This window comes from Novosphingobium sp. TK71, from assembly GCF_055361505.1.
This window is the reverse complement of sequence record NZ_CM143962.1, coordinates 2,468,070-2,493,326: the sequence shown is the minus strand read 5'-3', so window position 1 is coordinate 2,493,326 and position 25,257 is coordinate 2,468,070. Positions and strand designations below refer to the sequence as shown.

Sequence of the window (25,257 nt, the reverse complement as noted above, 5' to 3'; positions counted from 1 at the left end):
CGCTCATTCATCGCGCGGGCGAATATGCCGCGATTGACCGCCCGCCTGCCACGGCGCTTCCTTCGCCCAAACCAAGAGGGAGGGGAACGATGGCCATATTCGTGCTGGTCCATGGCGGCGGTCATGGCGGGTGGTGCTACAAGCCGGTGGCGCAGCGGCTGCGCGCGGCGGGCCACGAAGTCCACACCCCCACCCTCAGCGGGCTGGCCGATCGTGCCCATGTCCTGAGCGGCGCCATCGATCTCGATACCCATATCAACGACGTGGCCGGGCTGCTGGAGTACGAGGACCTGACCGATGCCATCCTCGTGGGCCACAGCTACGGCGGCATGGTCATCACCGGGGCGGCGGATCGCAAGCCCGCGCGGGTGGGCCACCGCGTCTATCTCGATGCGGCCTACCCGCGCGACGGGGAATCGCTTTACGAGCACGCCCATGAACAGATCCACATGGCGAAGCAGGGCCTGCACGATGTGAACGGCGTGGCCATGGTCATGGCGCCGATGCCCGGCTTTGCGGCGTTCTTCGGCGTGACCGACCCGCAGCTCGGCGCCTGGACCGACGCAAGGCTGACCGCGCAGCCGTGGAAGTGCTTCGAACAGAAGATCGCCTTCCGCAACGAGACGGCGATGCGGGCGATCCCGGAAAGCCACCTGATCTGCACCTCCACCATTCCGGGCCGCGACATGGCGCTGCTGACCGAGCGTTCCGAAGGCCGGGTGTGGGATATCGACACCGGACACGACCTCATGCTGACCGAGCCTGACTGGGTGGCCGAGCGGCTGGAGGCGGTTGCGGCGGCCTGAGCGCGCTTCACGTTTCGCGGTGAGCCTGTCGCAACGCGGGACGAGGCGTGAAGTCGCGCGGAATGTGCGGATTGACAGCGCGCCGCTCATGGGGACTTTGGCGCATCACAGGCAGCAGCAATGGTGGCGAGTCCCTTGAACCAGGTCGTTTGCAGTACCGAAGTGTGGAACGCGCGGATGCGCGATTTCCTGCACGACTGCGCGGGAAGCGCACCCGTGGAAGAACCGGATCGCATTCGCGAGGCGATCCTGCTGCTCCTGCACGATCCCCATACCGGCGCGAAGCGGGACTTCGATCCGGCGGCGGTGGAAGCGATGCTGTCTTGCGGCGCGCCCGAAAGCGCGGTGCTGACGCTGATGGGCGGATGCGCCACTTTCATGCTGTCGCGCGGAACCAGCGGAACGTGCCTGGCCACGCTGGTCATGGCGGATGGTTCGGAAGAGATGATCTGCGAGGCGGCAACGCTCTCGCTGGCGCTGCTGGGGGCCTATGTCTCGATGCTGCTGGCGGATTCCGAACGGATCGAGAAGGAAGTGCCGCCAATCGGCCTTTCCGGCGGGATGCGCCTTCACTGACATTGCGAGGAGCGCGCGGCTGAACTGCACGGATGAGGCGGCACGGATGAAGCGACACGAATGAGGCGGCGCATCCGGCCGCGGCTCCGGGAAGCTGCGCGGTAACCGGATGCGCCGTCAGTTCTGGAGCCCGCTTCCGGGCCCGGTTCAGTCCGTTGGCGTTTCCCGCAAGGTGTCCGGCCGGGAGGGGATTTGCGGCCGGACGGGCAGGTCATGCGGGGCCGGCAGCTATCGGGTGGAGTGCGAGCCGGCCCGATTCTTCTGCCATGGCGCTGCCTAAGCATTGGTAGGATTGCGCCTAGGGGTTTTGGGCAGTTCCGGCGGGAGAATGGGGGCAAACGATGCCGGTCCGCCGCCCGGCGCTGTCAAGGTCCGGTCGGACCGGGGGCCGCGCCGGTCAATTCACCAGCGCGGCCTCGATCGCGATGCGGATTGCATCCGAGGTGTGATTGGCGCCAAGTTTGTTGAGCATGTTGGCGCGGTGGATTTCCACCGTGCGCGGGCTGATGGACAGCTTTTCGCCGATCAGGCGGTTGGACAGGCCGCTGGCGACGCCGCCCAGCACTTCGCGTTCGCGGCGGGTCAGGCGGTCTATCCGGGCGCGGGCCATGACTTCGCGCAGCTTGGCATTGCCCACATGTTCCGCCCGTTCGATCGCGCGGGCCAGCGTGGCGTTCAGTTCGTCCGCCGCGATGGGCCATGCGATATAGTCGATCGCGCCATCGAGAATGGCTTCGACGATGCGGTTGGCGCTGGGTTGTTCGCTGAAGGCGATGATCGGGAACCATTCGCCGTGGCGTGCCATGTTTTCCACCAGATCGTCGATCGCGCCGGCGCCGTCATGGATCAGGATGACTCCCGAGCGCGGCCAGGAATGCGAAAGCTCGGAAATATTCTCGAACGGTTCGACGTGAATGTTTCCGACGGAAAGGGCATGACTGATCGCCGCCCTGCGACGCATGTCGTTGTCGATCAGGATGAGATTGGAAATACGCTCCACGGCAATTCTCCCTTTTCGGCATGTGCCTAGGGAGATATTCGCAGGCGTTGTTCAGTGCTTGCGGTACATGCTCCGAAATCGACCTATAGTTTACAAAAGATCTATTTCATTTGCCGCAGTAGATCGGAATCGATCTGTTAAACCGCGTTGTTTCGGTAAGATAGCCGCTCAGTGGTGGCCCATCAGCGCGCGTCCGATTTCGGCGAAGTCGCTGCGCAGCATTTCGATCCGGCGCGCATCGAACGACACGGCGCTGTCCAGCACGGTGCGCCGCGCCGCTTCGTAAAGCTGGGTGAGCGCGGCCGCCACGCCGTCCTCGCCCGATACGCCAAGCTGCAGGGCGGTGATCGCCGTCAGCGCGCGGGTGAGGGAGCGGCTCTTGAGCCCGTTGTCGCCGCCCCGGTCGGCATGGACGGCGGTGCCCAGCGCGGCCACCAGGTGCTCGTAGCACAAGTGCACCAGTTCGGCGGGGCCGGCGCCGGTGACGCGGGCGTCGAAGTCTACCCGGCGATAGGCTTCCACCGGAGAAAGCTGTCGTCGCATTTCAGCTGCTCTTGTTCCACTGGGCGATCTGGTTCTGCAGCATCGTCAGCGTCGATTTCGATACGCCGATGCGCGTTTCGGAGACGGTGAACTGCGTGGCGAGCCGGGCGCGCAGCTTTTCCTGCTGCTCGGCAAGGTCGGTCTTGTCCTCGGCGATCTGGGTGAGCTGCTTGGTATAGCGGCTGATCGAGCCGCCCAGCGAACCGCCGTCGGTGGCGGAGCTGGCGGCGCGGTAGATCTTGTCGTAGCTGGCGTAGACCCCGTAGAGCCCGTTGGTGAACATCGCCGCCACGCCTTCGGGATCGGCGGCGATGGTGGCGTTCAGGCGGTCGGTGTCGAGCGCGAAAGTGCCGTCGCGCTGGGTCTTGAGGCCCAGGTCCGCCAGCGTCTTCGCCATGCCGGTGGCGTTCGGCATGATCGTCGTCCCCGCAAAGCCCGAGAGCGCGCGTTTGAGCGCCCGCGCGCCGCTGTCCGCCGCAAGGTCGCCGCCGATCGCGGTGGCCGTGTTCAGCGCCGACATCACCTCGTTCAGCGCATCGGTCAGGTCCTGCATGGCGCCGGCGATGGAAGTGGTCGGGTCGGCGAAACTGACCGTGGTGGGCGCGCCGATATTGGCGGCCTTCAATTGCAGTTTCACGCCGGGGATGGCGTCGGACACGGTGTTGGACTTCGCCGTCATCTGCAGCCCGTCGATCTTGAAGGCGGCATCCTTGGCGCTCGCCAGAAGCTGGCCGTTGGTGGAAGAGGGGTTCCAGGCCAGGTCGGAAAGGCCGGAGGTCGTCTCCAGCACGAAGCCGTTGGCCGCGCCTTCCTGTCCCTTGAGCACAAGCTGGGCGCCGTCCACGGTCTGGGCGACATAGGCGCTGACGCCGGAATTCGCGGCATTGATCGCCTTGGCCACGTCCGCCAGCGTCGCCCCGGCCGCGATCGTCACGTCCACGGCGACATGGGCGGTATCCGCGGTGAAGCCGCCGCCGGCCACGGTGCCGAAGCGCAAGGTCAGCGTGCCGGCGCCCACTGCCGCGGTCGATGCCGCGAAAGCCTTGCCGGCCAGTTGCTGCCCGCTCGCAAGCTGGGTCACTTCGAGCGAGTAGGTGCCCCTGGGGATCGCGCTGCCGGTCAGCGTGCCCGCGGCGACGGCGCTGTTGGCGACGGTAGGGCTGCGCGAAAGGTCTCCCGAGCGCACCAGCGTGCCCAGCGACGTGCTGAGCGAGAGCATCATCGACTTGATGTTCGATGCGGTGGAGATCTGCGTGGTCAGCTTGTCGGACCGCGCCGTCAGCCGGTCGCTGCGATTGGCGAACTGGGCCGCGGCGAGGTTGTTCGCCAGCGCCGCCATGTCCACGCCGCTGCCGCCGCCGAGCGCGGTCACCAGCGAGGACGTGGTCAGCGAAGTGGAGGTGGTCGTAGCCATGGGTGGGAGAACGGCGGCCCTGGAAATTTGTTAAGGAATATTTTTCAGTCCTGCTTCGGATCGAGCCGCCCTTCGGCATCGAAGCGCACCGTCACCGGCACCGAGACGTCCGGCGCATGGCGGTGCTCGCCCCGCTTCACCGCCAGCACGAAGGCCAGGATCGCGGCGACGGCGACATAGTGGTCCTCGCGGATCATCTGCTTCTCGCGCGTGGTGAAGTAGACCGAGCGGGCAAGCGCCGGGTAGCTGAGCACGGGCACGGCAAATTCGGGCGCCATTTCGCGCATGGCCAGCGCCCGCTCGTCGCGGCCCTTGGCGATGACGACGGGCGCGGGCGCCTTCGCCGGATCGTAGGCAAGCGCCACCGCGAAATGCGAAGGGTTGGTGACGATGAACTGCGCCTCCTTCATCGCCGGCACCAGCCCGCCCATGGCGATCTTGCGCTGGCGTTCGCGGATCGCGCCTTTCTTCTCGGGCGAGCCTTCGCTTTCCTTGGCTTCATCGCGCACTTCCTGAAGCGTCATCTTCAGGCGCAGCATTCGCCGCACGAGTTGCACCGGCAGGTCCACCAGGGCGATCACGAAAAGGCCGGCCGAAAGCCAGAGCAGCAACTGGACCAGCGCGTCCCAGGCATAGGCCAGTTCCCCGAACAGGTTGCCGCGCCCCAGCCGCGCGAAAGTTTCCAGCCGCGCGTCCGCCCATGTCCAGGCGATCGTGCCCAGCAGGGCGACTTTGGCGATTCCCTTGGCCATCTCGATCAGCCCGGTCGGCCCGAACATGCGCTTGAGGCCGGACATCGGGTTTATGCGCGAGCCCTTGGGCGCGAGGTTGCCGCCCAGCCAGCGCCCCTCGCCGAAGCCGAGCTGCGAGCCGAGCGAGGCGAGGATCACCGCCGCGCCCAGCACGAGGATCGGCGGCAGCATCGCGGCAAGCGCGCCCAGCAGGAACCGGCCGGGGGTGAAGTCGTCAAGCGCGGCCTTGTTCCACGTGAAGCCGGCACGCAGCACGCCTGTCAGCAGGTCCAGTATCCACGGCCCCGCCACCATGAGCCAGACCGCGCCGATCGCCACGGAGGCGGCGGTCGCCAGTTCGCGGGAACGGATGACATCGCCCTGTTTCGCCGCCTCGCGCTTGCGCTTTTCCGAAGGGGCGAAGCTCTTTTCGCCTTCCTGCTCGCTCATGGTGCAAGCAGCTGCGCGGTCTGCGCGATGGCATCGGCCGAAAGGCGGACCACGAGGTCCGTCAGCACCGGCGCGCCCACCAGCAGCGCGGCGATCCCGCCCAGCACGCCGGCCGGAAGCCCGAGCGAGAACAGGTTGAGCGAGGGGGCCGAGCGGCCGAGAACCCCGGTCACGATCTGCACCACCAGCAGGATCAGGCAGGCGGGCAGGGCGATGGTCACGGCGGTGGCGAACATGTGCGCGGCGAACCGGCCGATCAGCGCGAAACGGGCGGCGCCCAGCCAGGTCTGGCCCGGCGGCAGCGCGCGGTAGCTGTCCACGATCAGCGCGAACCATTGCAGGTGGGCGCCCAGCGCAAGGAACACCAGCGAGAGCACGACGGCGAAATATTGCCCCAGCGCGGGCGACTGCGCACCGGAATTGGGATCGACGGCGGTGGCCACGTTCATGCCCATCGAACCGCCGATCAGCTCGGCGGCAAGGATCGGTGCGGCGAAGGACAGTTGCAGCACGAAGCCGAGCGAGAGCCCGACCAGGATCTCCCCCATGACGGCAAGCATCCCCGCCACCGAAAGCAGCACCGGCGGCGGCATCACCGGGGTCCAGGCGCAGACCAGCACGGCAATGGCCCCGGCGCCGATCACCCGCACTTGCGGCGGCACCCCGGCGATACCGAACAGCGGCGCGGCAACCAGCGCCGCGCCGATCCGCGTCATCACGAAGACGAGCCGCCAGAATTCGGCCTCCAGCGCGCCGAAGCCGAAATCGAGCTGGATCACCGCGCCACCTGCTCGGCCTGCCCGGTGCGGGCGATCTGGGCGAAGACTTCCTGTGCGAACTCGCCCACCAGCGTCATCATCGATCCGCCGAAGATCACCAGCACCACGGCGGTAATCGCCAGCTTGGGCACGAAAGTCAGCGTCTGCTCGTTCACGGATGTCGCCGCCTGCACCACGCCGACCGCAAGGCCCACCGCAAGCGAGGCGATCAGCACCGGCGCGGCGACGAGCGCGGTCACCCAGAGCATCCGGTCGGCCAGCGCAAGCAGGGCGGTGATGTCCTCCACGGGCGAAACCTAGCCGAAGCTCGCCGCCAGCGAGCCCATCAGCAGGGCCCAGCCGTCCACCATGACGAACAGCAGCAGCTTGAACGGCAGCGAGACCACCATCGGGCTCATCATCATCATGCCCAGGCTCATCAGCACCGAGGACACCACCAGGTCGATCACGAGAAACGGCAGGAACAGCATGAAGCCGATCTGGAACGCGGTCTTCAGCTCGCTCGTCACGAAGGCGGGCAGCAGGATCGAGAAGGGCACGTCCACGGTGTTCGTGAACGGAGGGGCATTGGCCATGTTCGCGAACATCGTAAGGTCGCGTTCGCGGGTCTGGCGGATCATGAAGGCGTGGAATTCGCGCCCGCCGGCCGAAATTCCCTGCTCGGCATTGATGCGGCCCGCCGCATAGGGCGCCACCGCATTGGCGTTCACCCGTTCGAGCGTGGGCGCCATCACGAAAAGCGAGAGGAACAGCGCCAGCCCGATCAGCACCTGGTTGGGCGGAGACTGCTGGAGCCCGAGCGCCTGCCGCAGGATCGCCAGCACCACCAGGATGCGCGTGAAGCTGGTCATCATCAGGATCAGGCTGGGCAGGATCGTCAGCAGCCCCATGACCAGCAGGAGCTGCAGCGACATGCTGAGACCCGGACCGCCGGCGCCGCTGCCGCCGAGCGAGCCCAGCGCCCGGTCGAGCGCGCCGGGGATCGCGGCCTGCGCGCGGCTCGCCGTGGGTATCAGCGCGGCGGGCAGGGCGAACGCGAAGAGGAGGCAGGAAGCGGGCGCGCGCTTCATGGCTCGGGCGTCCTTGCGGCCATGAGCGCATCGAAATCCGGGCGCGCGGGCGCTTCGGCAAGGCGGGTCAGGCCGTGTCGGGTCGCGGCGACGAGGATCTCGCGGTCGTGGAAGGCGATCACGGCAAGGCGCTGGGTGGGCGAAAGCATCATGGTTTCCACCACGCGCAGCGAACGGGTGCCCGCGTTCAGCCCGGCGCGTTCCTGCATCCGCCGCGCCAGCAGCAGGCAGCCCCATGCCAGCAGGCCGATCAGCGGCAGCAGCACGATCAGCTTGAGCACATACCAGAGCATCAGGACTGGCCTTCCTCGCCATCGGGCAGGGCGGGGGAAAGCGCGTCGTCAGCCGCCCCGCCCCCCGCTTCCGCTTCCTGCCCGACGATCTCGACGATCCTGAGACCGAAGCGGCCGTTGTGCGAAACCACCTCGCCGCGCGCGATGGGCTTGCCGTTGACCAGCACGTCGAGCAGTTCGTCGGTCAGCCGGTCAAGCACGACGACGCTTTCCGGGCCGAGCGCGAGCACGTCCTTCAGCTTCATCTGGGTGCGGCCCAGTTCCACGGTCAGGCGCACGTCGACATCGCGCAGGAAGTCGAGGCCGCGGGGATGGATGTTCATCGGGCTGGGATGTCCTTCTGTCAGAACGCGTGCGTGATCTGGACCGCGACGCGGTCGTCGAGTTCGCCGATGGTGCCGCTGGCAAGGGTGCGGCCGCCGACTTGCAGGGGGACGCTGCGCGCCACCGCCACCGGCAGCACGTCGCCGGTGCGCAGCGCGGAAAGACGGGCCATGGAGAGGCGCATGTCGACCAGCACCGCGGTCACTTCCAGCGGCATCGAGGCGAAGGGTTCGTCGGTCGGCTCGGGCGCGGCGAAGCGGCGCGGCCCGCCTTTCGCCTCCCTGCGCGGCGCCGCCACCGCTTCCGCCAGCGTCGCCACGGGAATGGCGAGCAGCAGCGACCAGGGCGGCATTTCCGGCTCCTCGATATCGAGCGAAAGGGTGAGCAGGTCGGCGCCGGGCGCGAAGGGATCGAGCTGGCGCAGGCTGGTGTCGCGGCGCAGCGGGCGCACGCGGTGATCGTCCCGAGCCCCGAAGGCAAAAGTCAGCGCCTCGGCCACGCAGCTTTCGATATGGGCGAGCAGCAGTTCGGCGGACAGCGGAAAACTCTCGGGCAGCGGCGCGGGCACTTCGCCGGGGCCGCCGAAAGCCCGGTCGACGAGGCGGAATACCGGGGCGGCCTCGAACGTCGCCAGCAGCGGAAGCGCGGCGGGGCCGAGCACCATCAGCGTATGCGCGGCCAGCCCCTCGATCTCGCCCTGGAGGGAGGAAAGCGTGGCGTCCATCGGCATCCCCGCGCGCACGATAGGCGCATCGGTGCCTGACAGCCTGGCCAGGCCGATGGCCAGTGCGCGGGTGAGACGCTCGCCGATCAGGACCAGCGCGGGCACCAGTTCGGCCAGCGCCGGGCCGGATGCCACCAGCTCGCCGCTGTGCCGCGCTGTGGTGCGTTTAGGTGTCGTTCTGCCCCCTGTCACCGCGCCCTCACTGGATGATGAAGGTGCGGAAGTAGACGCCGTCGATGCCGCCAAAACCTTCCTTTTGAATCAATACGTTGTTTATGGCGGCCGTCATCCGTTTCTCCAGCCGGTCCTTGCCGGGGAGGGTGTAGACGTCATCCTCGGGCGTATCGGCGAGGATCTCCAGCAGGGCGGATCGGATCGCCAGTTCATGCTTCTTGAGCCACATCAGCACGCGCCCGTCACGCCGGGTCGAGCAGGCCAGGCTGAGCTGCACGAGCGCATCCGAATCCTTGAGATTCGAGGTGAAATCGTCGGAAAACGTGAAGTAGGCGGTGCGATAGGGATCGCCGCCATCGCCTTCCACTTCGGGCACGGCGGCGCCTTCTCCCTCGCCCTCGGCCTTGGGCATATAGGGGTCATCCTCGCCCTTGCGGATCAGCTTGGGCTGGTTGTCCTCGCGATTTTCCGCATGATTTCCGCCGATTATGCCGGACATCACAAGCGCGAGAACCCCGCCTCCCCCCACCACCAGCATGGCGAGCGCCACGAGAATGAGCCCAAGCTTGCCCTTCTTCGCGGCCGGCGCGTCCTGTGCTGCCTTCTCGTTCACGCGTTATCCCCCCGTTCGGCCGGATCAGGCATAAATTCCGCCGCGTCCGCCATCGTCGCTCCGCTGTTCCGGCGCTTCGCCCGGCCGCTGTTCGTGGTGAGCGCCATGCCTGCGGGACTGCTCCTGCCCCGCGCGGGCATCGGCGGCCGAAGCCTGTTGGCGCTGGTCCGGGGTCTGTCCGCCGGAACCGCCTGCAAATGCCGGGTTTTGCGGGGCGTTCTGGGCTGTCTGCTGTCCGGTGTCGCGTGGCGGGTCGCCGGTCTGCCCGCTCGCAAGGGTTGCCGCGACGGCGGCCTGAACCGAGCCGGTGAAGCCCGCCGAGGCGCTTGCCATGGTCACCGACAGCCCGCGATCCTCGTGCCGGAATTCCAGCGATACCGCGCCGAACTGCGCATGGCTGAGCGCGGCGCGGACACGCTGTGGATCGGCGGCCTCGCGCGCTTGCGCCAGTCTGCCGACGAGCGCGGCGAAGTCCTGCGGACCTTCCGCGACAGGGGCGGCGGAGGCGGTGCGCGGACTGCCGGTATCGGCGGAAGGAACGGTGCCGGTGCCAGTGACGGTGATTGCGAGCGGTGCCGGAAACTGCTCCCGAGAAAGCGAGGTCGCCCCGGTTTTCGGCACTTCCACCGCCGATTCCATGTCCGCTTCGGCAGGTTGCCGGGTTGAGGAAGCAAGAGGCGGTTCGGGATCGGTCGCCGAAGCGATGGCGTTCGCGGGACCGGGCATCGCAGCGGAGGGCGAGGTGGGCGCCTCGGTCACGGCGGCGGCGGGCGGCACAGGGCTCGCGATCTTCGGCGCCTGTCCCTGCACCCGGCCGAGCAGCGTGGTGCTGACCGGGAAAGGCTGCGCCGGCGGCGGAGCATCGCCGCTGTCGGCCTCGCCTGCCGTGATGGCGATCAGCCGGAACTGCGCGGCGTCGGCGGCTGGCGTGGATAGGGCGGCGGCCAGTCCCTTCGCGGCAGCAGGTGCGGGCTGTGCCGCTGCCGGAACCATGGCCGATGCCGCGGGATGCTGCGGCGCAATCGGCGCGGCACCGTCCTTGGGCGTCCTGCTCGCCGTGATGGGGATCGCGGGGATCGCGGCAGCCGTGAAAGCTGCGATCGGGAGGATGACGGGAAGCATGGCAGCGGCGGCTCCGCCTGTGTCCGGAAGCGGCGCGGCCAGCGGTTCGGGCATGTCGCTTGCCGGTGCTTCGGCCGGATCCGGAAGGGCGGAGGCGGGCTCCATCGCTTCCGGCAGGATCTTGCCGGGTCGCTTGCCGATCTTGCCGTCTGCGGCGGCCGCGAGGGCGAGGTCCGGCACGTCCGCCCCGGCAGGCGCGGCGGCATCTTCGGTCGCCCCGAGAACCTCGGAGAACTGGCGGTTTTCAGGAGCCTTTGCCAGGGCTCCGGCCGCTCCCGGTGCCACCGTGGATGGCGATGCCGGGGCGGCTGCAGGGGCCGGGGCGGAGAACTGGATCATGCGTTGCGGGGTCCTCGTGTCGAGCATGAACATCTCTATTCAAGACCCGTGCCAGTCGCCTTCCGGCCGGCCAGAACGGGAGTCTCTCCGCCCTTGGCGATCGTGCGTTCCTGCAGGGCGGCGCGTTCCTCGATGGCGGCGCGGCGGCGTTCGGCCTCGGCAAGAAGCTGTTGCTTGGCATCGGCGATAGACCGGGCGCGCAGGGCGTCGCCGTCAGTGGAGCGCGAGATCGCCTGCAAGCCGCTGACGAAGCGCCCGACCTGATGCAGGGCCGCGCCGTCCGCCATTTCGCGGCGGCTGCCGTAATCGTTCGCCATCTGCCGGGTGCGGTCGGCAAGGTCGCGCAGTTTCGACAGCGTGCTTTCCGCATGCGCCGCCTCGATCGCGGCAGACTGCCTGGCGATGGCGCGGATTCTTTCGAGCCTGCGCAGCCGAAGCAATCGCTTGCGCTCTTCCTGCACCGGATCAGGTACCGAGCAAGACGGCCAGCGCGTCGGCGCTGGCGGCAAGATCGACGATCTCGCCCTGCGGCTGGCTGAGGAAGTCCGTCAGCCGGTCGTGCATGGCGATGGCGCGGTCGAGCTGCGGATCGGCTCCGGCGCGATAGGCGCCCATCAGTACGAGGTCGCGGTTGGCCTCGTATCCGGCGATGAGCGCGCGGAACTGGCGGGCAAGCTGCTGGTGCCCGGCGGGAACGATGTCGTTCATCACGCGGCTGAGCGAGGCGGCGATGTCCACGGCGGGATATTGCCCGCGCTGGGCAAGATCGCGCGAAAGCACGATGTGCCCGTCGAGGATCGAGCGTGCGGTGTCGACCACCGGATCGTCCTGATTGTCGCCATCGGCCAGCACGGTGTAGAGCCCCGTCACTGAGCCGCCCGATGCGGCGGAATTGCCCGCGCGCTCCACCAGCTTGGTGATCGTGGCCAGCGCCGAGGGCGGATAGCCGCGTGCCGCGCCCGGTTCGCCGAGCAACAGGCCGATCTCGCGCGCGGCATGGGCGACGCGGGTGAGGCTGTCCATGATGAGCAGCACCCGCCGTCCGCGCGCACGGGAATGCTCCGCCATCGCGGTTGCCAGCATCGCGCCGCGCAGGCGCAGGTTGGGGGCATGGTCGGCGGGCACGGCGACGACGATGGTCTTGTCCTTCTTCTCCGCCTGCATGTGCCGTTCCACGAAATCCGAGACCTCGCGCGCGCGTTCGCCGATCAGGCCGACCACCACGACTTCGGCCGATGCGCCGCGCGCGATCATGTCGATCAGCACCGATTTCCCGACGCCGGAGCCCGCCATCACGCCGATACGCTGGCCGACGCCGAATGTGGTGAGCGCATTGAGCGCGCGCACGCCGGTGTCGAAAGGCAGGCGCACCGGGCTGCGGTCGAGCGCGGAGGTGCGCACGCCGCCGGACGGCCATTCCAGGCGGCTGTGGATCGGAAAGCCGCCGTCGATCGGCAACCCTTCGCCATCCACCGCGCGGCCGAGGAAGGATTCCCCCACCGGGAGCAGTCCGGGCCGCCCTTCCGCCCAGACCCGCGCGCCGGGGCGCAGCAGGATCATGTCGCCGAGCAGCATCATCATCGTCCGCCCGTTGCGGAAGCCGATCACTTCGGCGGCGAGCGACTTGCCCGGCGCGTGGGAGACGCGGCACATCGCCCCCACCGGTACGGAAAGGCCGCTCACTTCCAGAAGCCCGCCGTCGCAGGCGGCGACAAGGCCGAAGCGACGGGGTGCTAGGTCCAGCGGTTCCGCTGCGAGATCGGCGAGGATCGGTTCCCAGAGTTTCAGCACCGGTGAAGCGCCTCGGCGATGGCGCGGCGCCAGTTGGCGGGGCCGTCCTCGACGCCGCCGGTCGCCGTTTCGACACGAACGGTTCCGCGTTCGAGCGTGGTATCGGGCTGGACCTGCCATTCGGCCGAAAGGCGGGAGGAGACAAGCCTGAGGTCTTCGGGGTGGAGCCGGACGAGCCGCTCGTCCTCGGCGCGGGTCAGCATGGAAACCGCCACGCTCACCCTGCGCAGGAGGGCATCGGGATCGATCGCCAGCGGCGCGATGGCGGATTCGCACAGGGCGGACACCGTGTCTCGCAGGCGCAGGCGCAGTTCCTCCTCCAGCACCTCGTCGAGACGCGCGAATGCGAGAGAGAGCTTTTCCCGCGCGGCGTCGTCGGTTTCGGCACGAAGCCGGGCTTCGTGCGAGGCCTGTTCGTGGCCCACCGCGAAGCCATGGCTGAAGGCCTCCGCAACGGGGTCGCCGCTTTCGCTCTCCGGGGCGGCAGCGGCCGGATCCGGTTCGTGCGGGGCAGGGGCCTGCGCCTTGCTGCCGAAGCGGGCATCCGCCTTGAAACCTTCGGGCTGGATTCCGGGAACCTGATGGCGAGGCGGCCGGGCCAGCGTATCGAGCAGCCTTGCGGAGGCCCGGCCCGGTTCGGTCCGGCGGGAGAAGGCGAGGTCAGACATAGTCGTCGTCTCCCGACCCGAAAGCGATCGCACCATCCGCGGCAAGGCGGCGGGCGATGGCCACGATCTCCTTCTGCGCGGCAACCACGTCCGCCAGGCGTGTCCGCCCCCGCGCGACGATCTCGTCCTTCACGCCGTCCGCGGCGCGGCTCGACATGGCGCGGAAGAAGTGCTCGCGCTCGTCCTCGCTCACGCCTTTCAATGCATCGATCAGCGAATCGTTGGGCACGTCGCGCAGCAGCGTGCCCATGGACTTGGGATCAAGCACGAAGAGATGCTCGAACTTGAACATCTCGTCCTCGATGCGCCGGGCCAGCAGCTTGTCGCGGCGGGTCAGTTCGCCCAGCACGCGCTTTTCCACGACCTTGCCGACACCGTTGATGATCTCGGCGGCCTCGCGCGCGCCGCCGATGGTGAGCGGGCGCTGGCCGTGGCATTCGGTGATGCGGCGGGCAAGCAGTTCCTCCAGCATCATGATGGCCTGCGGCGAAACCGGGCCGAGCGTGGCGATGCGGTGGACGATCTCGGGCTGGGATTCGGCGGGCAGGGCATGAAGCACGGCGGCGGCCACTTCGGGATCGAGCTGCACCAGCAGCACGGCGATGGCCTGCGGATGTTCGCCGCGCACCAGCGGAACCAGCGATTCAGGCGTGAGCCAGCGTGCGAGTTCGAGGGTCGAATGCGGCGCGGCGCCGGGCAGGATGCGGCGCATCATGTTGTCCGCCTTCACCTCGCCCACAGCTCTGGCGAACATGCCGCGCACTTGCCCCACCCGGTCATGCGCGACGAGGCCGAGCGCCTCGGTCCGGGAGACGAATCCGGCGATGGCCTCCGCGATCACGTCCGGCCCGATCTCGCCGAGCGCGCACATCTTCTCGCCAAGACGGCGCAATTCTTCCGGTTCGAGTTCGGAGAGGATGCGGCTTGTCTGGTCCTCGTCGAGCAGCATCATCATGATCGCGGCATTGTCGGCGGCGGGCAGGTCTGACGTGGCGGGGGGCGGGGTTGGAGGTTCGCTCATCAGGCCGCTTTCGCCCGCCCGGATGCTTCCGGTCCCGGTTGGCCGTCAGGGGCGGGCTCGTTGATCATCTGGCGCAGCGCCGCCACCGCGCTGTCGGGCTTTTCGGAAACGAGGCGCTGGGCGAGGTTGACCTGGCGGGAAAGCAGGTCGGCCCGGCGCAAGTCGATGTCGAGCCCGTCGGCGCCGGGGATTTCCGGGCGGTGCGGCAGGGCCCCGGCGAGCGGCACGGCGTCCAGCGGACGCTCCAGCGCACGTTCGAGGGCGAGCTGGACGGCATCGTCCCGGTCTTCCTCGTCGGCGGCGGCGCCGGACTTGCGCCGCTTCCGTCCCTTCGGCGGGGCCTTTTCACCGCGCATCGCCGCGATCAGCGGACGAACGCCAAGCAGCAGGACCATCAGCACCGCCAGCAATGCGGCGCCGTTGCGCACGACCATGGCGAACCACGGGGCCTCGTAGAAGGGCAGGGTCTCGCCGCTTTCCGGCTCGAACCGCCGCACGACGACCTTGACCTGATCGCCGCGCTGCGGATCGGCGCCCACGGCCGCGCTCACCAGCGACTGGATGTCCTGCGCCTCCTGCGCGCGCGCGCCTTTCATGGCGTCCGCCTTGATGGCCACCGCCACGGAAATCCGCCGGACCCCGCCAGGCCGGGTATTGGCGACCGAGACCTGGCGGCCCAGTTCGTAAGTGCGGCTGGAGGAGGATTCGCCGTTGCTGGGCGGCGTGGCGGCGGGTGCGGGCTGCGTGCCCTGCGGCGGGCCGGGGCGGGTCTGGGTTGCGGGGGGCGGCGTGTTGGACAGCACGCCGGGCACCCCGGCAGCCGGCGCCGTACCGGTCGATTGCGACTGTTCCTGAGTCTCGGTGCGGACCACGCCGTCCTTGTCGTAGCTTTCGCGGGCCGAGGTCACCTCGTCCATGTCGAGCGCCACTTGCGCCTCGGTGGTGAAGTTGTCGGCGCCGAGCACGGGGCTGAGCAACTGAGAGACCTGCTCGCGGATCTTCGCCTCCATGCGCGATTGCAGGTCGAGCCGGTCGGACTGCGCGCCGCCCCCCTGCGAGAGGAGCTGGCCGTGCTGGTCCACCACTTTCACCGCATCGGGGGAAAGGCCCGGCACCGAGCCGGCGACGAGGTTGACGATGGCGGAGACCTGGCTCTCGGAAAGCTGGCGCCCGGCCTTCAGCCGCACCATCACCGAGGCGGTGGGCGGCACGTTGTCACGCACGAACACGGACTTCTCGCCCTCGGCAACGTGGACGCGCACGGATTCCACGCCGTCGATCTCGCCGATGGTCAGTTGCAGGTCATGCTCGCGGGCGGAACGCAGGCGCTCGCCTTCCAGCGTGCGGCTGGCGCCCATCGGCAGCTTGTCGAGCATCTGGTCGCCGCTCTCGGGCGTAGCCAGTGCGCCGTCGGAGGCCACGAGCATCCGCGCCTTGTAGAAATCGCCTTCGCCCACGGTGAGAGCGCCGGTCCGGTTGTCTATCCGGTAGTCGATCCCCGCCTGGTCCAGCGCCGCGGCGACACCGGCGCGGTCGGCATCGCCGAGCTGAGCGTAGAGCACGCGCTGCGATGACGGGGCCAGCATGGTCCACGCCAGCAGCGCCCCGCCCACGGCGGCAAGCCCGATGAAGGCAGGCAGCATCTTCTTCACCGCCGGTTGCGCGGTGAATGTGCCGAGGCGCGTCAGCACCGAGCCGCCGGAACGATCGGTGAATGGCGCGAACATGGAGGTGGTGGCGGGAAGCCGGGCGCCGCCATCGGCGGCCGCGGGGACGAGGTCGGCCATGCTGGATCAGACTCCCATCCGCATGATGTCCTGGTAGGCGGACAGCAGCTTGTTGCGCACCTGCATGGTCGCTTCGAAGGCGACGCCGGCCTCCTGCCGTGCGAGCATGACCTTGGCGACATCGGTGACTTCGCCCTTCTGGTAGGCTTCGGTCACGCCGTCGGCGCGGGACTGGACCGCGTTCACACCGTCGAGCGCGGACTTCAGCGTATCGGCGAACCCCTGCGCCGGAGCCGCCGTCGTCCCGGCAGAGCCGACCGCGGTGGGCGCCGCGCCCTGGGCGGCGTGAATCTGCTGGAGCAGGTCGCTGCGCTGGATGATCTGCTGGCGCATGGCCATGATCTGCTGGATACCGCCCGCGTTGGCGGAAAGGGCGGGGATGGCGCTCACCGGATGCCTCCCACCGCGCTGCGGCCGATCTCGATGCCGGCTTCGCGCAGGGAAGCGAGGCGATAGCGCAGGGTCCGCTCGGAAATGCCCAGCTCGCGCGCCGCGCGCACGCGGTTGCCGCCGCAGGCTTCAAGGGTTTCGGCGATGGCGCGGGCCTCGGAGTTCTGGACGATGCTCGACAGCTTGCGGCCGCCGTCGCTTTCGGGGCCGTCGCCCGGCATTGCGCCAAGGCCGGTTCCGCCGCCTGCCGCGAAGGGAAGCAGGCGCGCCGGGCTGTCGAACACGATGTGCGCGGGCGTGATCGTGCCCTTGCCATGTGCCAGCAACAGGGCGCGGCGCATGACGTTCTCCAGTTCGCGCACGTTGCCCGGCCAGGGGTGAAGCCGCAGCAGGGCCAGTGCGGCATCGTTCAGGCAGGGCACGCGTGCCGGATCGGGCGCATGGCGCAGGGTCATGCCGAAGGCGAGCGGGGCGATATCGTCCGCCCGCTCGCGCAAGGGGCGCAGGGTGAGCGGGAAGACGTTGAGGCGGTAATAGAGGTCGGCGCGAAAGCGGCCTTCGGCCACTTCGGTCGGCAGGTCGCGGTTGGCGCAGGCGATCACGCGAATGTCCACCTTGATCGGGCGTGTCGAGCCGATCGGCACCACTTCCTGTTCCTGCAAGGCGCGCAGCAGCTTGGCCTGGAGGGAAAGCGGCAGTTCGGCGATCTCGTCCAGCAGCAGGGTGCCGCCGTCCGCGGCGCGCATGAAGCCCTCGCTCGACTGGGTGGCGCCGGTGAAGGCGCCCTTCTGGTGGCCGAACAGCATGGCCTCCAGCATGGTTTCGGGCATGGCGGCGCAGTTCACCGCGATGAACGGGCCGCTGCGGCGCGGGCTGCGGTTGTGGATGAAACGGCTGAGCACTTCCTTGCCGGTGCCGGTCGGCCCGTTGACGAGCACGGGAATGTCGCTGTTCGCCAGACGGTCCGCCAGAGCGAAAACCGAGATGCTCTCGGGATCGGCGGCGATCGGCTCGTCAGGCGCAGCCATGGCGGCGAGCAGCATGGCGAGCGATGCCTCGCTCACGGGATCGGCGTAAGTCAGCGCGATGTTGGATCCGCCTTCGCGTGAGAGCGCCGGCACGGCGCCGCGCGACAGCCGCACCTTGCGCGAAGTCGGCATGGCCGAAATCGTGCCGATGGATGCGTCCGCACCGTCCCGAAGTTCGATCGCCGAACAGTCGAGCAAAGATCCGGCAATAGCCACTGCCCGGTGAGCGAGCGGACCGTGCCGGCGATTAAATTCCGTGTCGAAAACCGGTTCGACCATGTCTCGCGTCCCCGTGGAATTAACAAGTTCCGGGGTTCGATATGCGTGCCTAACGGCGAATCTTTGGGAAATTTAAGGCCCCGTAGCGACCCTTAGTGAAAGTGAATTTTCGCGGAAGTCCGGGGGTTTCGGGGATGAAGCGTGCCGCAGGCGGGCTTAAATTCGCCGTCCCGTTGCCGGTCTTAGCCCCGACAGCCGCACCGGATGGGCCGGCAGACGCTGTTTCCACCTCGAGACACTCAACGGGAGCCAATACATGTCCGTCATCAACACCAACATCAGCGCGATTCGCGCCGCCAATGCGTCGAATTCCGCCAACAAGATGCTCGGCACCGCCATGGAGCGCCTGTCGACCGGCAAGCGCATCAATTCCGCCAAGGACGACGCCGCCGGCCTTGCCATCTCCACTTCGATGACCGCGCAGGTCCGCGGCATGAGCCAGGGCATCCGCAATGCCAATGACGGCATCTCGCTCGCCCAGACGGCGGAAGGTGCGCTTTCGGAAGTTTCCAACATGCTCCAGCGCGTTCGCGAACTGGCGATCCAGTCGGCCTCGGGCACGTACCAGGATTCGGATCGCACGGCGATGCAGTCGGAAGTGACGGCGCTGACCAGCCAGATCGACGATATCCTCTCGGATACGACCTTCAACGGCAACACGCTGTTCTCGACCACTTCGGGCAGCGACGTGACCTTCGACATCCAGACCGGCGCAAATTCGGGCGAGACGATCACGCTGACCTCCTCGGCGATCGACGGCACCAATATCGACGCTTCTGCGCTCGACGTCTCCTCGGCCTCGGCCGCTTCGGACACCATCGACAGCGTCGATCTCGCGCTGGCGGATGTGAACAAGACCCGCGCTTCGCTCGGCGCCGGCCAGAACCGACTGGAATCGGCGGTGAACAACCTCACCAACAACGTGACCAACCTGTCGGACGCGCGTTCGCGGATCGAGGATGCCGACTATTCGAGCGAGACCACGCAGATGGCCAAGGCCCAGATCCTGAGCCAGGCGTCCACGGCGATGATCGCGCAGGCCAACCAGAGCCAGCAGAACGTGCTGTCGCTGCTCCGCTAAGCGAAGCTCATCGACTGGCGGCCGGTCCTGCGTGACCGGCCGCGCGGGCCCGGCGCCAGTCCCCAGAGCGCCGGGCCCGTTCGCGTGTCGGCATGCCGTTCGTATGCCAGCATCGGGGGGTGGCCGAAGAACGCGCGGCCACGAGCGAATACAGGCAGGACACGACCGGGCAACGGACGGTTCATAGAGGAGCATGACCCGCTTCCTCGATCTGGACATTTCATGCGCCGCGCTTCCCCCATCCGCCTCGCCAGCCGTTTCGCCATGGCTTTCGCCTCGTTCCTGCCGGTAGCCGCCGCTGCCGAAACGCGGGAGGACGAACAGGTCTGGGTCAATCTTACGGCGATGGGGCCGATCTCGGGCGATGTCGTCTACTTCGCCGAGCTTCAGCCGCGCATGGGTGATGGAGCCTCGCGGCTGGACCAGCTCCTGCTGCGCGGGGCGGTGGGCCTGAAGCTTTCTCCCTCCGTCACGCTCTATCAGGGCTATGCCCATGTCGTGGTGCCGGTGGACGGCGGCAGGGACGTGAACGAGGAGCGTAGCTTCCAGCAGCTCAACTGGTTCATGGGCAGGCCGCTGGGCGGCGAACTCACCTCACGTACGCGGCTGGAGCAGCGCTGGCGTTCGGACGGCAGCGATACCGGCTGGCGCCTGCGCGAGATGCTGCGTTACGAAAAGCCGCTGCAGCCCGGAAGCAATGCCGTGAACGCGCTGGTCTATGCCGAAGGCTTCCTTGCGCTCAACGACACGGATTGGGGCGCGCGCGGCGGCTTCGATCAGCTCCGCTCCTTCGTGGGCGTGGAACTGGGCGTGAAGGAGGCGACGACCGTGGAACTGGGCTATCTCAACCAGGTGATAGACCAGAGCCGGGGCCGGACGCGAGTGAACCACGTCGCCTCGGTGTCCCTGTTCTTCCGTCACTGAACATCAGGAATGCTCCGCTTTGGCGCGGGACAGGCCTTTTGCACCCGTCCCTGTCAGACCAGTCCCAGCTTGGCCAGTTCGCGGGCGAGCGCAGGGGGCATGGCATCGCCGGCGCTCTCGCCCTCGCCAAGGTCGCGCGGGGCCTGTTCCTCGGCAAGATAGCGCCACCCCTGATGGGCGCGCTTGGGCTGGGTGACGACCGGGATCAGGCTGGGGGCGAGGCGGATGTGCCAGCGCCCGTCCTCGCGTTGCTCGAACCCGAGGATGGGCGAGCGGCCGATCAGCGCATGTTCGTAGATCCAGTAGAGCGAGCCGCCGACCATCTCTTCCTGCCGCTTGGGCAGGTAGCGGGTGGTCAGGCGGGCTTCACCGATCGCTTCGTGGCTCTCCAGCCAGGCGCGCAAGTCCGCCGGGCTCTCGGCGGAAAAGGCGATCTTGGTCATGTGCAGCGGCATGGGCGCTAGATAGGTACTGGAGGTTTAACCCACCAGACCGGAAACCGTCGCCAGCCCGAGGAAGACGAGGAAGCCCATCGAGTCCGTCGTCATCGTCACGAAGATGGACGATGCGATGGCCGGGTCCGCCTTGAGCCGTTCCAGTGTCAGCGGCACGAACACGCCCGCCATGCCGGCGATCAGGATATTGGTCATCATCGCCAGCGCAATGACCAGGCCCAGCGTGACATTGCCGAAGATCAGGCTGACGACGATGCCGATGACCACAGCGATCGTGCAGCCATTCAGCAGCGCGATGGACATCTCGCGCCGCACTGCGCGCCAGGCGTTGGACGCGGTAAGCTGGTTGGTGGCCAGCGCGCGGACGGTGACGGCCAGCGTCTGCGTACCGGCATTGCCGCCGAGGCCCGCCACGATCGGCATGAGCGTGGCCAGCGCGACCATCTTCGAGATCGTCCCTTCGAACATCGCGATGACCGACGAGGCGAGAGTGGCGGTGAGCAGGTTGGCGATCAGCCAGCGCACGCGCGCCGAATAGGCATCGCGGATCGGCTCGTTGATGTCGCCGTCGCCCGCGCCGGACAGCAGCAGGGTATCCTCGCCCGCTTCTTCCTGAATGATGTGGACGATGTCGTCGACCGTGACCTGGCCGATCAGCCGCCCGGCCTCGTCGACCACGGCGGCGGAGATCAGCGCATATTTCTGGAAGCGCAGCGCGACTTCCTCCTGGTCCATGTCGGCCGGGATCAGGGTCTGGTCGCGCGCCATCACGTCGTAGAGCGGGATGTTGCGGGGGGTGCGCAGGATCCAGGAGAGCGCGCAAGTACCGATCGGGCGGTGCATCGGATCGACGATGAACACTTCCCAGAACTCGGTCGGCAGCTCGCGGTGTTCGCGCAGGAAATCGATGAGGTCGCCGACGGTCATCGATTCGTGGACGGCCACGAAATCGCGGCTCATCAGGCGGCCGGCGGATTCTTCCGGATAGGACAGCGCGTTTTCGATGGCGGCGCGGTCTTCCGGCTCCATCTCGGCGAGTACGGCCTGCTGGTCCTCCTCGTCGAGATCCTCCAGCATGGCGACCGCGTCGTCGGTATCGAGCTGTTCGGCGATCTCGGCGACGACTTCGGCGGGCAGCGCCTCCATCAGCGCCTCGCGCACCCAGTCGTTCAGCTCGGCGATGACCTCAACGCCCATCAGGTCGCGGATGGCGCGGGCCAGACCGAGACGCTCGTTCTCGTCGACCAGCTCGAACAAGTCGGCGATGTCGGCGGGGTGGAGCGGTTCGACGAGATCGTAGACGCGCTCGAAATCCTCGTCGTCCAGCGCGTCCTTAACGCTGCGGACGAATTCGGCCTTCAGGCGGTTGTCGTCGTCGAGGCTTTCGGACGGCGCTTCGGGAGGAGCGTCCTGCGCTTCATGGGCGCGATCCTTCAGCTCTTCTTCGAGGTCCGTTTCCGTCATGCTGGCCGGTCTACGCGCCATTTTCGCAATTGCAACAGCGCGCATTCGATTTGCCGGGCCGAGGCCAAACTACCATGTCCTGACGTGACATTGCCGCGCCATTCCCTATATCGGGCGCCAATGCCCGACCGGCGCGCAGCTCGCGCCGGCAGAAGGAGATAGGCAATGGCTGACGAATACCTGACGCTCACTCTCGACACCGGCAACGGCGAAGGCGGCGACGTCAAGATCAAGCTGCGCCCCGACCTCGCCCCCGGCCACGTCGAGCGCATCAAGGAACTGACCGGCGAAGGTTTCTACGACGGTATCAAGTTCCACCGCGTGATCCCGGGCTTCATGGCGCAGGGCGGCTGCCCCAACGGCACCGGCATGGGCGGTTCGGAAAAGCCCGACCTGCAGGCGGAATTCAACGCCGAACCGCACGTGCGCGGCGTCTGCTCGATGGCCCGCACCAGCTATCCGCACTCGGCCAACAGCCAGTTCTTCATCTGCTTCGACGATGCACGCTTCCTCGACAAGCAGTACACCGTGTGGGGCCAGGTGGTCGAAGGCATGGAACTCGTCGACGCGCTGCCCAAGGGCGAGCCGCCGCGCGAGCCGGGCAAGATCGTCAAGGCGACCGTTTCGGAAGGCTGATCCTTTCCGGGCTCTTGCCGACAGTGAAAAGGGCGGTGCCGCTGGCGCCGCCCTTTTTCGTTACCCCTTCGTTACTGCGCGGCCTTTGCCTTTTCGCTCTTCTCGAGCTCCGTTTCCGATATGCCGAGCAGTTTCGCGAGGCGGGCCTTCTCGCTCTTCGAAAGGTCCGTGTAGCTGCGCGGTGCCGGCAGTCCGGCGCTGGCGGCCTTCACCTTTTCGACGATGGACGGCATCTGTTCCATCAGCTTGGGAGCGAAGGCCTGCATCTTCTCCATGACTTCGGGCGACATCATGATGAGATAGGAATCGGCGGCATAGGCCTTGCCGGTCGGCGTCGCGAAGAAGGTGTTGAGTTCGTCGAGCTGGGCGGCGGTGTACTTCCCGGCATAAGCCTGCGTCAGCCCGGCGCGAACGTCCGGTTCGACCTGGGTCATCAGCGGGATCATCTCGCTCATCATGGTGCGCGTGGAGATCTGCATGCGCTGTTTGAAGGCCGGATCGTAGATTTCCATGATCTCGGCGAGGGAGGCGGGACCAAGCTTCCCGGGATCGACGCCGCTCAGCCCCGCCAGCTGCCGGAGCGGCATTTTCATGGTGGAATCCATGATGGAGTCCATCATCTTGTCGAGCGTGCCGTTCATCAGGCGGGCGTAAGTCCCGGCTGGAAACACGTAGTCCACCGTCTGGCGGGCGGCGGCGATGCGGGCGGGGTCGGTGACGGGGGTGGCAGCCGCCGGTGCGGCAGGCTCCGCGGCCCATGCCGGCGCCGTCGATGCAAGGACGGCCGCCGTGGCAGCGGTAAGGAAAGCGGATTTCATGCAAGGCCCCCGGATGTCGCGATAAAGTCGCTTGCAACATAGACCGCGCGGCGATCCGGGGGAATGGTATTCGGGCGTCAGAGACCCGCTTGCAGCAGCCATTCGTGGAAGATGCGCACCGGGCGCGATTCCAGGGCCTTGGGCTTGCAGACGAACCAGTAGCGGTAGGGGCTTTCCACATCGATATCGAACAGCCGCGCCAGGCGGTTGTCGTGGCTGCGGCGGAAGTGGTCGTCGTGCATGATGGCGATGCCGAGGCCTTGCGCCGCCGCTTCGAGCACGAGCTGGCCGGAGTCGAAACGGTCCACCGATGCCGGTTCCAGCTTAGACAGGCCGATCGCGTTCTTCCACGCGTCGAGGCTCTGCGGGAGGTCCTGATGGATCAGGAACGTCTGCTTGGACAGGATCGCCTCGTCCGGGACGTTGCCGATCTCCTGCGCCATCTCCTTGGAGGTGATCGCGTAGACCTTGTTGTGGTCAAGCTGGATGCGGTAATAGGCCGGGTCCGGCTCGGGCGAGAGGATGATCGCGGCGTCCAGCGTGTCGCCTACGCGGTCTTCCAGATGGGCGCCGGTGTCGATGTCGATGTGCAGGCGCGGGTGCAGCTTGCGCAGTTCCGGCAGGCGCGGGAACAGGCGCTGGCCGCCGAACAGCGAAGGCACGCCGAGATGAAGGCGCAGCACCTGGCCACGGTCGATCTGCGATTCCACCGCTTCGGCCAGTTCTTCCAGCTTGGGGCCGACCACGTTGTAGAAGGCCATGCCTTCGTCGGTCAGCTTCATCGACTGGTGCTGGCGCGTGAACAGGCGCTTGCCGGTGAAGTCCTCCAGCGCGGCGACGCGGCGCGAGAGGGCGGAAGGCGAGAGTGCCAGTTCGTTGGCCGCCGCCTTGGCCGAACCGAGGCGGACGACGCGGACGAAGGCTTCAAGCGCGCGCAGAGGTGGGAGACGACGTACAGGCAATGGCTTGTCTTTTCACTCGGGGTCTGGAGCCGCCGGCAGGGCGGCACCATGGGTTAATCTGTCTCTTCGGCCGATTCCGTGGCCGGAGGATGGAGGCGAAGCCGCGTGACGCGTCGCTCGTCGCCGTCGGTGACTTCTATGCGCCAGCCGCTGTCATGCTCCAGGACGGTGCCGACCTGCGGAACCTGTCCGGCCAGCACGAAAGCAAGTCCGCCCAGGGTATCCACGGCTTCCTCGACTTCGGCCAGGCGCGGGTCGATCCGCTCCGCAACGTCATCGAGTTCGACGCGGGCATCGGCGTCCCAGATACCGCTCTCTTGCGAAATTAGCAACTCCTCGGGGGCGTCGTCGTGCTCGTCCTCGATATTGCCCACGATTTCCTCGACGAGGTCCTCGATGGTGATGATACCGTCGGTGCCGGTATACTCGTCGATGACGACGGCGAGGTGCGTGCGCTGGGCCCGCATGTCCACCAGCACGTCGAGCGCGCCGCGGGACTGCGGCACGTAGAGCGGCTGGCGCAGCAGGGCCGACCAGTCCTCGGGCGGCTGTTCGCCGCGGGCGAGGATCGGGAACACGTCCTTGATGTGGATCATGCCCTTTATCGCGTCGAGCGATTCGCCATAGACCGGCATGCGGCTGTGGCCATGTTCGGCAAAGGCCTCGACCACTTCGGCCCAGCTTGCCGAGGCTGGAATCGCCACGATCTCGCTGCGCGGCACGGCGACGTCGTCGGCATCGTGCTCGCTGAAGTGGAGCAGATTGCGGAGCATCTGCCGTTCAAGCTGGGATAGATCGCCGTTGGCGGGACCGCTATCGTCGGCGTCGCCTTCGTGCTCGTTGATGACGTCCTCGATCTGTGCGCGAAGCGACTGATCGCCGTCGTTCTGGAAAAGTCGCCTGAAGACACGCCAGAGCGTGCCTGTACTGTCCCCATCTCCCGAGCCGGACTCGGTATGGCGGCCATTGTCGGCCATCGTTTTATGATACCCCTA

The 25,257-nt window shown here is 67.5% G+C and carries 29 protein-coding genes; 5 read left to right on the top strand and 24 right to left on the bottom strand.

Translation table 11 applies throughout. The features are described from left to right. Positions 1-89 precede the first annotated feature (89 nt). Both ACXJ16_RS11625 and ACXJ16_RS11620 read left to right on the top strand, forming a co-directional pair. On the top strand, positions 90-806 hold the full coding sequence (locus ACXJ16_RS11625; RefSeq protein WP_463920710.1) for an alpha/beta hydrolase: 717 nt from the start codon (positions 90-92) through the stop codon (positions 804-806). Between the two features lie 135 nt (positions 807-941). Then, a complete protein-coding gene (locus ACXJ16_RS11620) occupies positions 942-1,382 on the top strand; it encodes a hypothetical protein (protein WP_231635819.1) in 441 nt (146 codons plus the stop codon). 397 nt (positions 1,383-1,779) lie between these two features. Here ACXJ16_RS11620 and ACXJ16_RS11615 read toward each other — a convergent pair whose 3' ends face one another. From ACXJ16_RS11615 to ACXJ16_RS11525, 19 genes are all read right to left on the bottom strand, one after another. Then, complete coding sequence (locus tag ACXJ16_RS11615; RefSeq protein ID WP_132469852.1) at positions 1,780-2,382, bottom strand: response regulator transcription factor; 603 nt, start codon at positions 2,380-2,382, stop codon at positions 1,780-1,782. Between the two features lie 168 nt (positions 2,383-2,550). Further along, positions 2,551-2,925: a flagellar protein FliS gene (locus tag ACXJ16_RS11610; protein ID WP_185998156.1), complete on the bottom strand. Its 375-nt coding sequence runs from the start codon at positions 2,923-2,925 to the stop codon at positions 2,551-2,553. A gap of 1 nt (position 2,926) precedes the next feature. After that, a complete protein-coding gene (gene fliD / locus ACXJ16_RS11605) occupies positions 2,927-4,339 on the bottom strand; it encodes a flagellar filament capping protein FliD (protein WP_463920709.1) in 1,413 nt (470 codons plus the stop codon). Positions 4,340-4,383: 44 nt separating this feature from the next. Next, positions 4,384-5,520, bottom strand: a complete 1,137-nt coding sequence (locus ACXJ16_RS11600) for an EscU/YscU/HrcU family type III secretion system export apparatus switch protein (protein WP_463920708.1) — start codon at positions 5,518-5,520, stop codon at positions 4,384-4,386. Further along, positions 5,517-6,299, bottom strand: coding sequence for a flagellar biosynthetic protein FliR (gene fliR / locus ACXJ16_RS11595; protein WP_132469854.1), 783 nt, complete (start codon positions 6,297-6,299; stop codon positions 5,517-5,519). Before fliR ends, ACXJ16_RS11600 begins: the two co-directional genes overlap by 4 nt. Next, positions 6,296-6,586: a flagellar biosynthetic protein FliQ gene (locus ACXJ16_RS11590; protein ID WP_054436907.1), complete on the bottom strand. Its 291-nt coding sequence runs from the start codon at positions 6,584-6,586 to the stop codon at positions 6,296-6,298. Before ACXJ16_RS11590 ends, fliR begins: the two co-directional genes overlap by 4 nt. 9 nt (positions 6,587-6,595) lie before the next feature. After that, complete coding sequence (fliP, locus tag ACXJ16_RS11585; RefSeq protein ID WP_463920707.1) at positions 6,596-7,369, bottom strand: flagellar type III secretion system pore protein FliP; 774 nt, start codon at positions 7,367-7,369, stop codon at positions 6,596-6,598. Further along, the gene (locus ACXJ16_RS11580; RefSeq protein WP_324697837.1) at positions 7,366-7,662 is read right to left on the bottom strand and encodes a FliO/MopB family protein; all 297 of its coding nucleotides are present in this window, start codon (positions 7,660-7,662) and stop codon (positions 7,366-7,368) included. Before ACXJ16_RS11580 ends, fliP begins: the two co-directional genes overlap by 4 nt. Next, on the bottom strand, positions 7,662-7,985 hold the full coding sequence (gene fliN, locus ACXJ16_RS11575) for a flagellar motor switch protein FliN (RefSeq protein WP_054436914.1): 324 nt from the start codon (positions 7,983-7,985) through the stop codon (positions 7,662-7,664). Before fliN ends, ACXJ16_RS11580 begins: the two co-directional genes overlap by 1 nt. 20 nt (positions 7,986-8,005) lie before the next feature. Continuing rightward, on the bottom strand, positions 8,006-8,845 hold the full coding sequence (locus ACXJ16_RS11570) for a FliM/FliN family flagellar motor switch protein (protein WP_324697840.1): 840 nt from the start codon (positions 8,843-8,845) through the stop codon (positions 8,006-8,008). A gap of 64 nt (positions 8,846-8,909) precedes the next feature. Then, positions 8,910-9,497, bottom strand: coding sequence for a flagellar basal body-associated FliL family protein (locus tag ACXJ16_RS11565; RefSeq protein ID WP_324697842.1), 588 nt, complete (start codon positions 9,495-9,497; stop codon positions 8,910-8,912). A gap of 24 nt (positions 9,498-9,521) precedes the next feature. Then, positions 9,522-10,985 carry a hypothetical protein gene (locus ACXJ16_RS11560; protein ID WP_443478076.1) on the bottom strand — a complete coding sequence of 488 codons (1,464 nt, stop codon included), beginning with the start codon at positions 10,983-10,985 and terminating at the stop codon, positions 9,522-9,524. Positions 10,986-10,993: 8 nt separating this feature from the next. Next, complete coding sequence (locus ACXJ16_RS11555) at positions 10,994-11,398, bottom strand: hypothetical protein (RefSeq protein ID WP_443478077.1); 405 nt, start codon at positions 11,396-11,398, stop codon at positions 10,994-10,996. 25 nt (positions 11,399-11,423) lie between these two features. Next, positions 11,424-12,749: a FliI/YscN family ATPase gene (locus tag ACXJ16_RS11550; protein ID WP_463920706.1), complete on the bottom strand. Its 1,326-nt coding sequence runs from the start codon at positions 12,747-12,749 to the stop codon at positions 11,424-11,426. Beyond that, complete coding sequence (locus ACXJ16_RS11545) at positions 12,743-13,417, bottom strand: FliH/SctL family protein (protein WP_463920705.1); 675 nt, start codon at positions 13,415-13,417, stop codon at positions 12,743-12,745. Before ACXJ16_RS11545 ends, ACXJ16_RS11550 begins: the two co-directional genes overlap by 7 nt. After that, positions 13,410-14,438 (bottom strand): flagellar motor switch protein FliG, encoded by a 1,029-nt coding sequence (gene fliG / locus ACXJ16_RS11540; protein WP_054436931.1) that lies wholly within the window; start codon positions 14,436-14,438, stop codon positions 13,410-13,412. The genes ACXJ16_RS11545 and fliG overlap by 8 nt, the downstream gene beginning before the upstream one ends. Continuing rightward, positions 14,438-16,225, bottom strand: coding sequence for a flagellar basal-body MS-ring/collar protein FliF (gene fliF / locus ACXJ16_RS11535; protein ID WP_463920704.1), 1,788 nt, complete (start codon positions 16,223-16,225; stop codon positions 14,438-14,440). The genes fliG and fliF overlap by 1 nt, the downstream gene beginning before the upstream one ends. A gap of 6 nt (positions 16,226-16,231) precedes the next feature. Beyond that, complete coding sequence (gene fliE / locus ACXJ16_RS11530; protein WP_054436933.1) at positions 16,232-16,615, bottom strand: flagellar hook-basal body complex protein FliE; 384 nt, start codon at positions 16,613-16,615, stop codon at positions 16,232-16,234. Continuing rightward, positions 16,612-17,922 carry a sigma-54 interaction domain-containing protein gene (locus tag ACXJ16_RS11525; RefSeq protein WP_463920703.1) on the bottom strand — a complete coding sequence of 437 codons (1,311 nt, stop codon included), beginning with the start codon at positions 17,920-17,922 and terminating at the stop codon, positions 16,612-16,614. Before ACXJ16_RS11525 ends, fliE begins: the two co-directional genes overlap by 4 nt. A gap of 256 nt (positions 17,923-18,178) precedes the next feature. On the opposite strand from ACXJ16_RS11525, the gene ACXJ16_RS11520 reads away from it, so the two are divergent. Together ACXJ16_RS11520 and ACXJ16_RS11515 are read left to right on the top strand one after the other, a co-directional pair. Then, a complete protein-coding gene (locus tag ACXJ16_RS11520; RefSeq protein WP_132469857.1) occupies positions 18,179-19,003 on the top strand; it encodes a flagellin N-terminal helical domain-containing protein in 825 nt (274 codons plus the stop codon). A gap of 222 nt (positions 19,004-19,225) precedes the next feature. Next, on the top strand, positions 19,226-19,927 hold the full coding sequence (locus ACXJ16_RS11515; RefSeq protein WP_324697859.1) for a DUF2490 domain-containing protein: 702 nt from the start codon (positions 19,226-19,228) through the stop codon (positions 19,925-19,927). A gap of 53 nt (positions 19,928-19,980) precedes the next feature. Here the strand turns inward: ACXJ16_RS11515 and ACXJ16_RS11510 are convergent, their stop codons facing one another. After that, positions 19,981-20,382, bottom strand: a complete 402-nt coding sequence (locus tag ACXJ16_RS11510; RefSeq protein WP_324697861.1) for a DUF1489 family protein — start codon at positions 20,380-20,382, stop codon at positions 19,981-19,983. A gap of 24 nt (positions 20,383-20,406) precedes the next feature. Continuing rightward, positions 20,407-21,846, bottom strand: a complete 1,440-nt coding sequence (gene mgtE / locus ACXJ16_RS11505) for a magnesium transporter (protein WP_132469858.1) — start codon at positions 21,844-21,846, stop codon at positions 20,407-20,409. 165 nt (positions 21,847-22,011) lie between these two features. On the opposite strand from mgtE, the gene ACXJ16_RS11500 reads away from it, so the two are divergent. Beyond that, positions 22,012-22,482, top strand: coding sequence for a peptidylprolyl isomerase (locus ACXJ16_RS11500; RefSeq protein WP_185998143.1), 471 nt, complete (start codon positions 22,012-22,014; stop codon positions 22,480-22,482). A 71-nt stretch (positions 22,483-22,553) separates the two neighbouring features. On the opposite strand, the gene ACXJ16_RS11495 is transcribed toward ACXJ16_RS11500, so the two are convergent. The 3 genes from ACXJ16_RS11495 to ACXJ16_RS11485 form a co-directional block, all read right to left on the bottom strand. Then, positions 22,554-23,300, bottom strand: a complete 747-nt coding sequence (locus tag ACXJ16_RS11495) for a DUF2059 domain-containing protein (RefSeq protein WP_324697865.1) — start codon at positions 23,298-23,300, stop codon at positions 22,554-22,556. Positions 23,301-23,377: 77 nt separating this feature from the next. After that, on the bottom strand, positions 23,378-24,262 hold the full coding sequence (locus ACXJ16_RS11490) for a LysR substrate-binding domain-containing protein (RefSeq protein ID WP_054436945.1): 885 nt from the start codon (positions 24,260-24,262) through the stop codon (positions 23,378-23,380). Positions 24,263-24,315: 53 nt separating this feature from the next. Then, positions 24,316-25,239: a hemolysin family protein gene (locus ACXJ16_RS11485; protein ID WP_054436947.1), complete on the bottom strand. Its 924-nt coding sequence runs from the start codon at positions 25,237-25,239 to the stop codon at positions 24,316-24,318. Between the last annotated feature and the right edge of the window lie 18 nt (positions 25,240-25,257).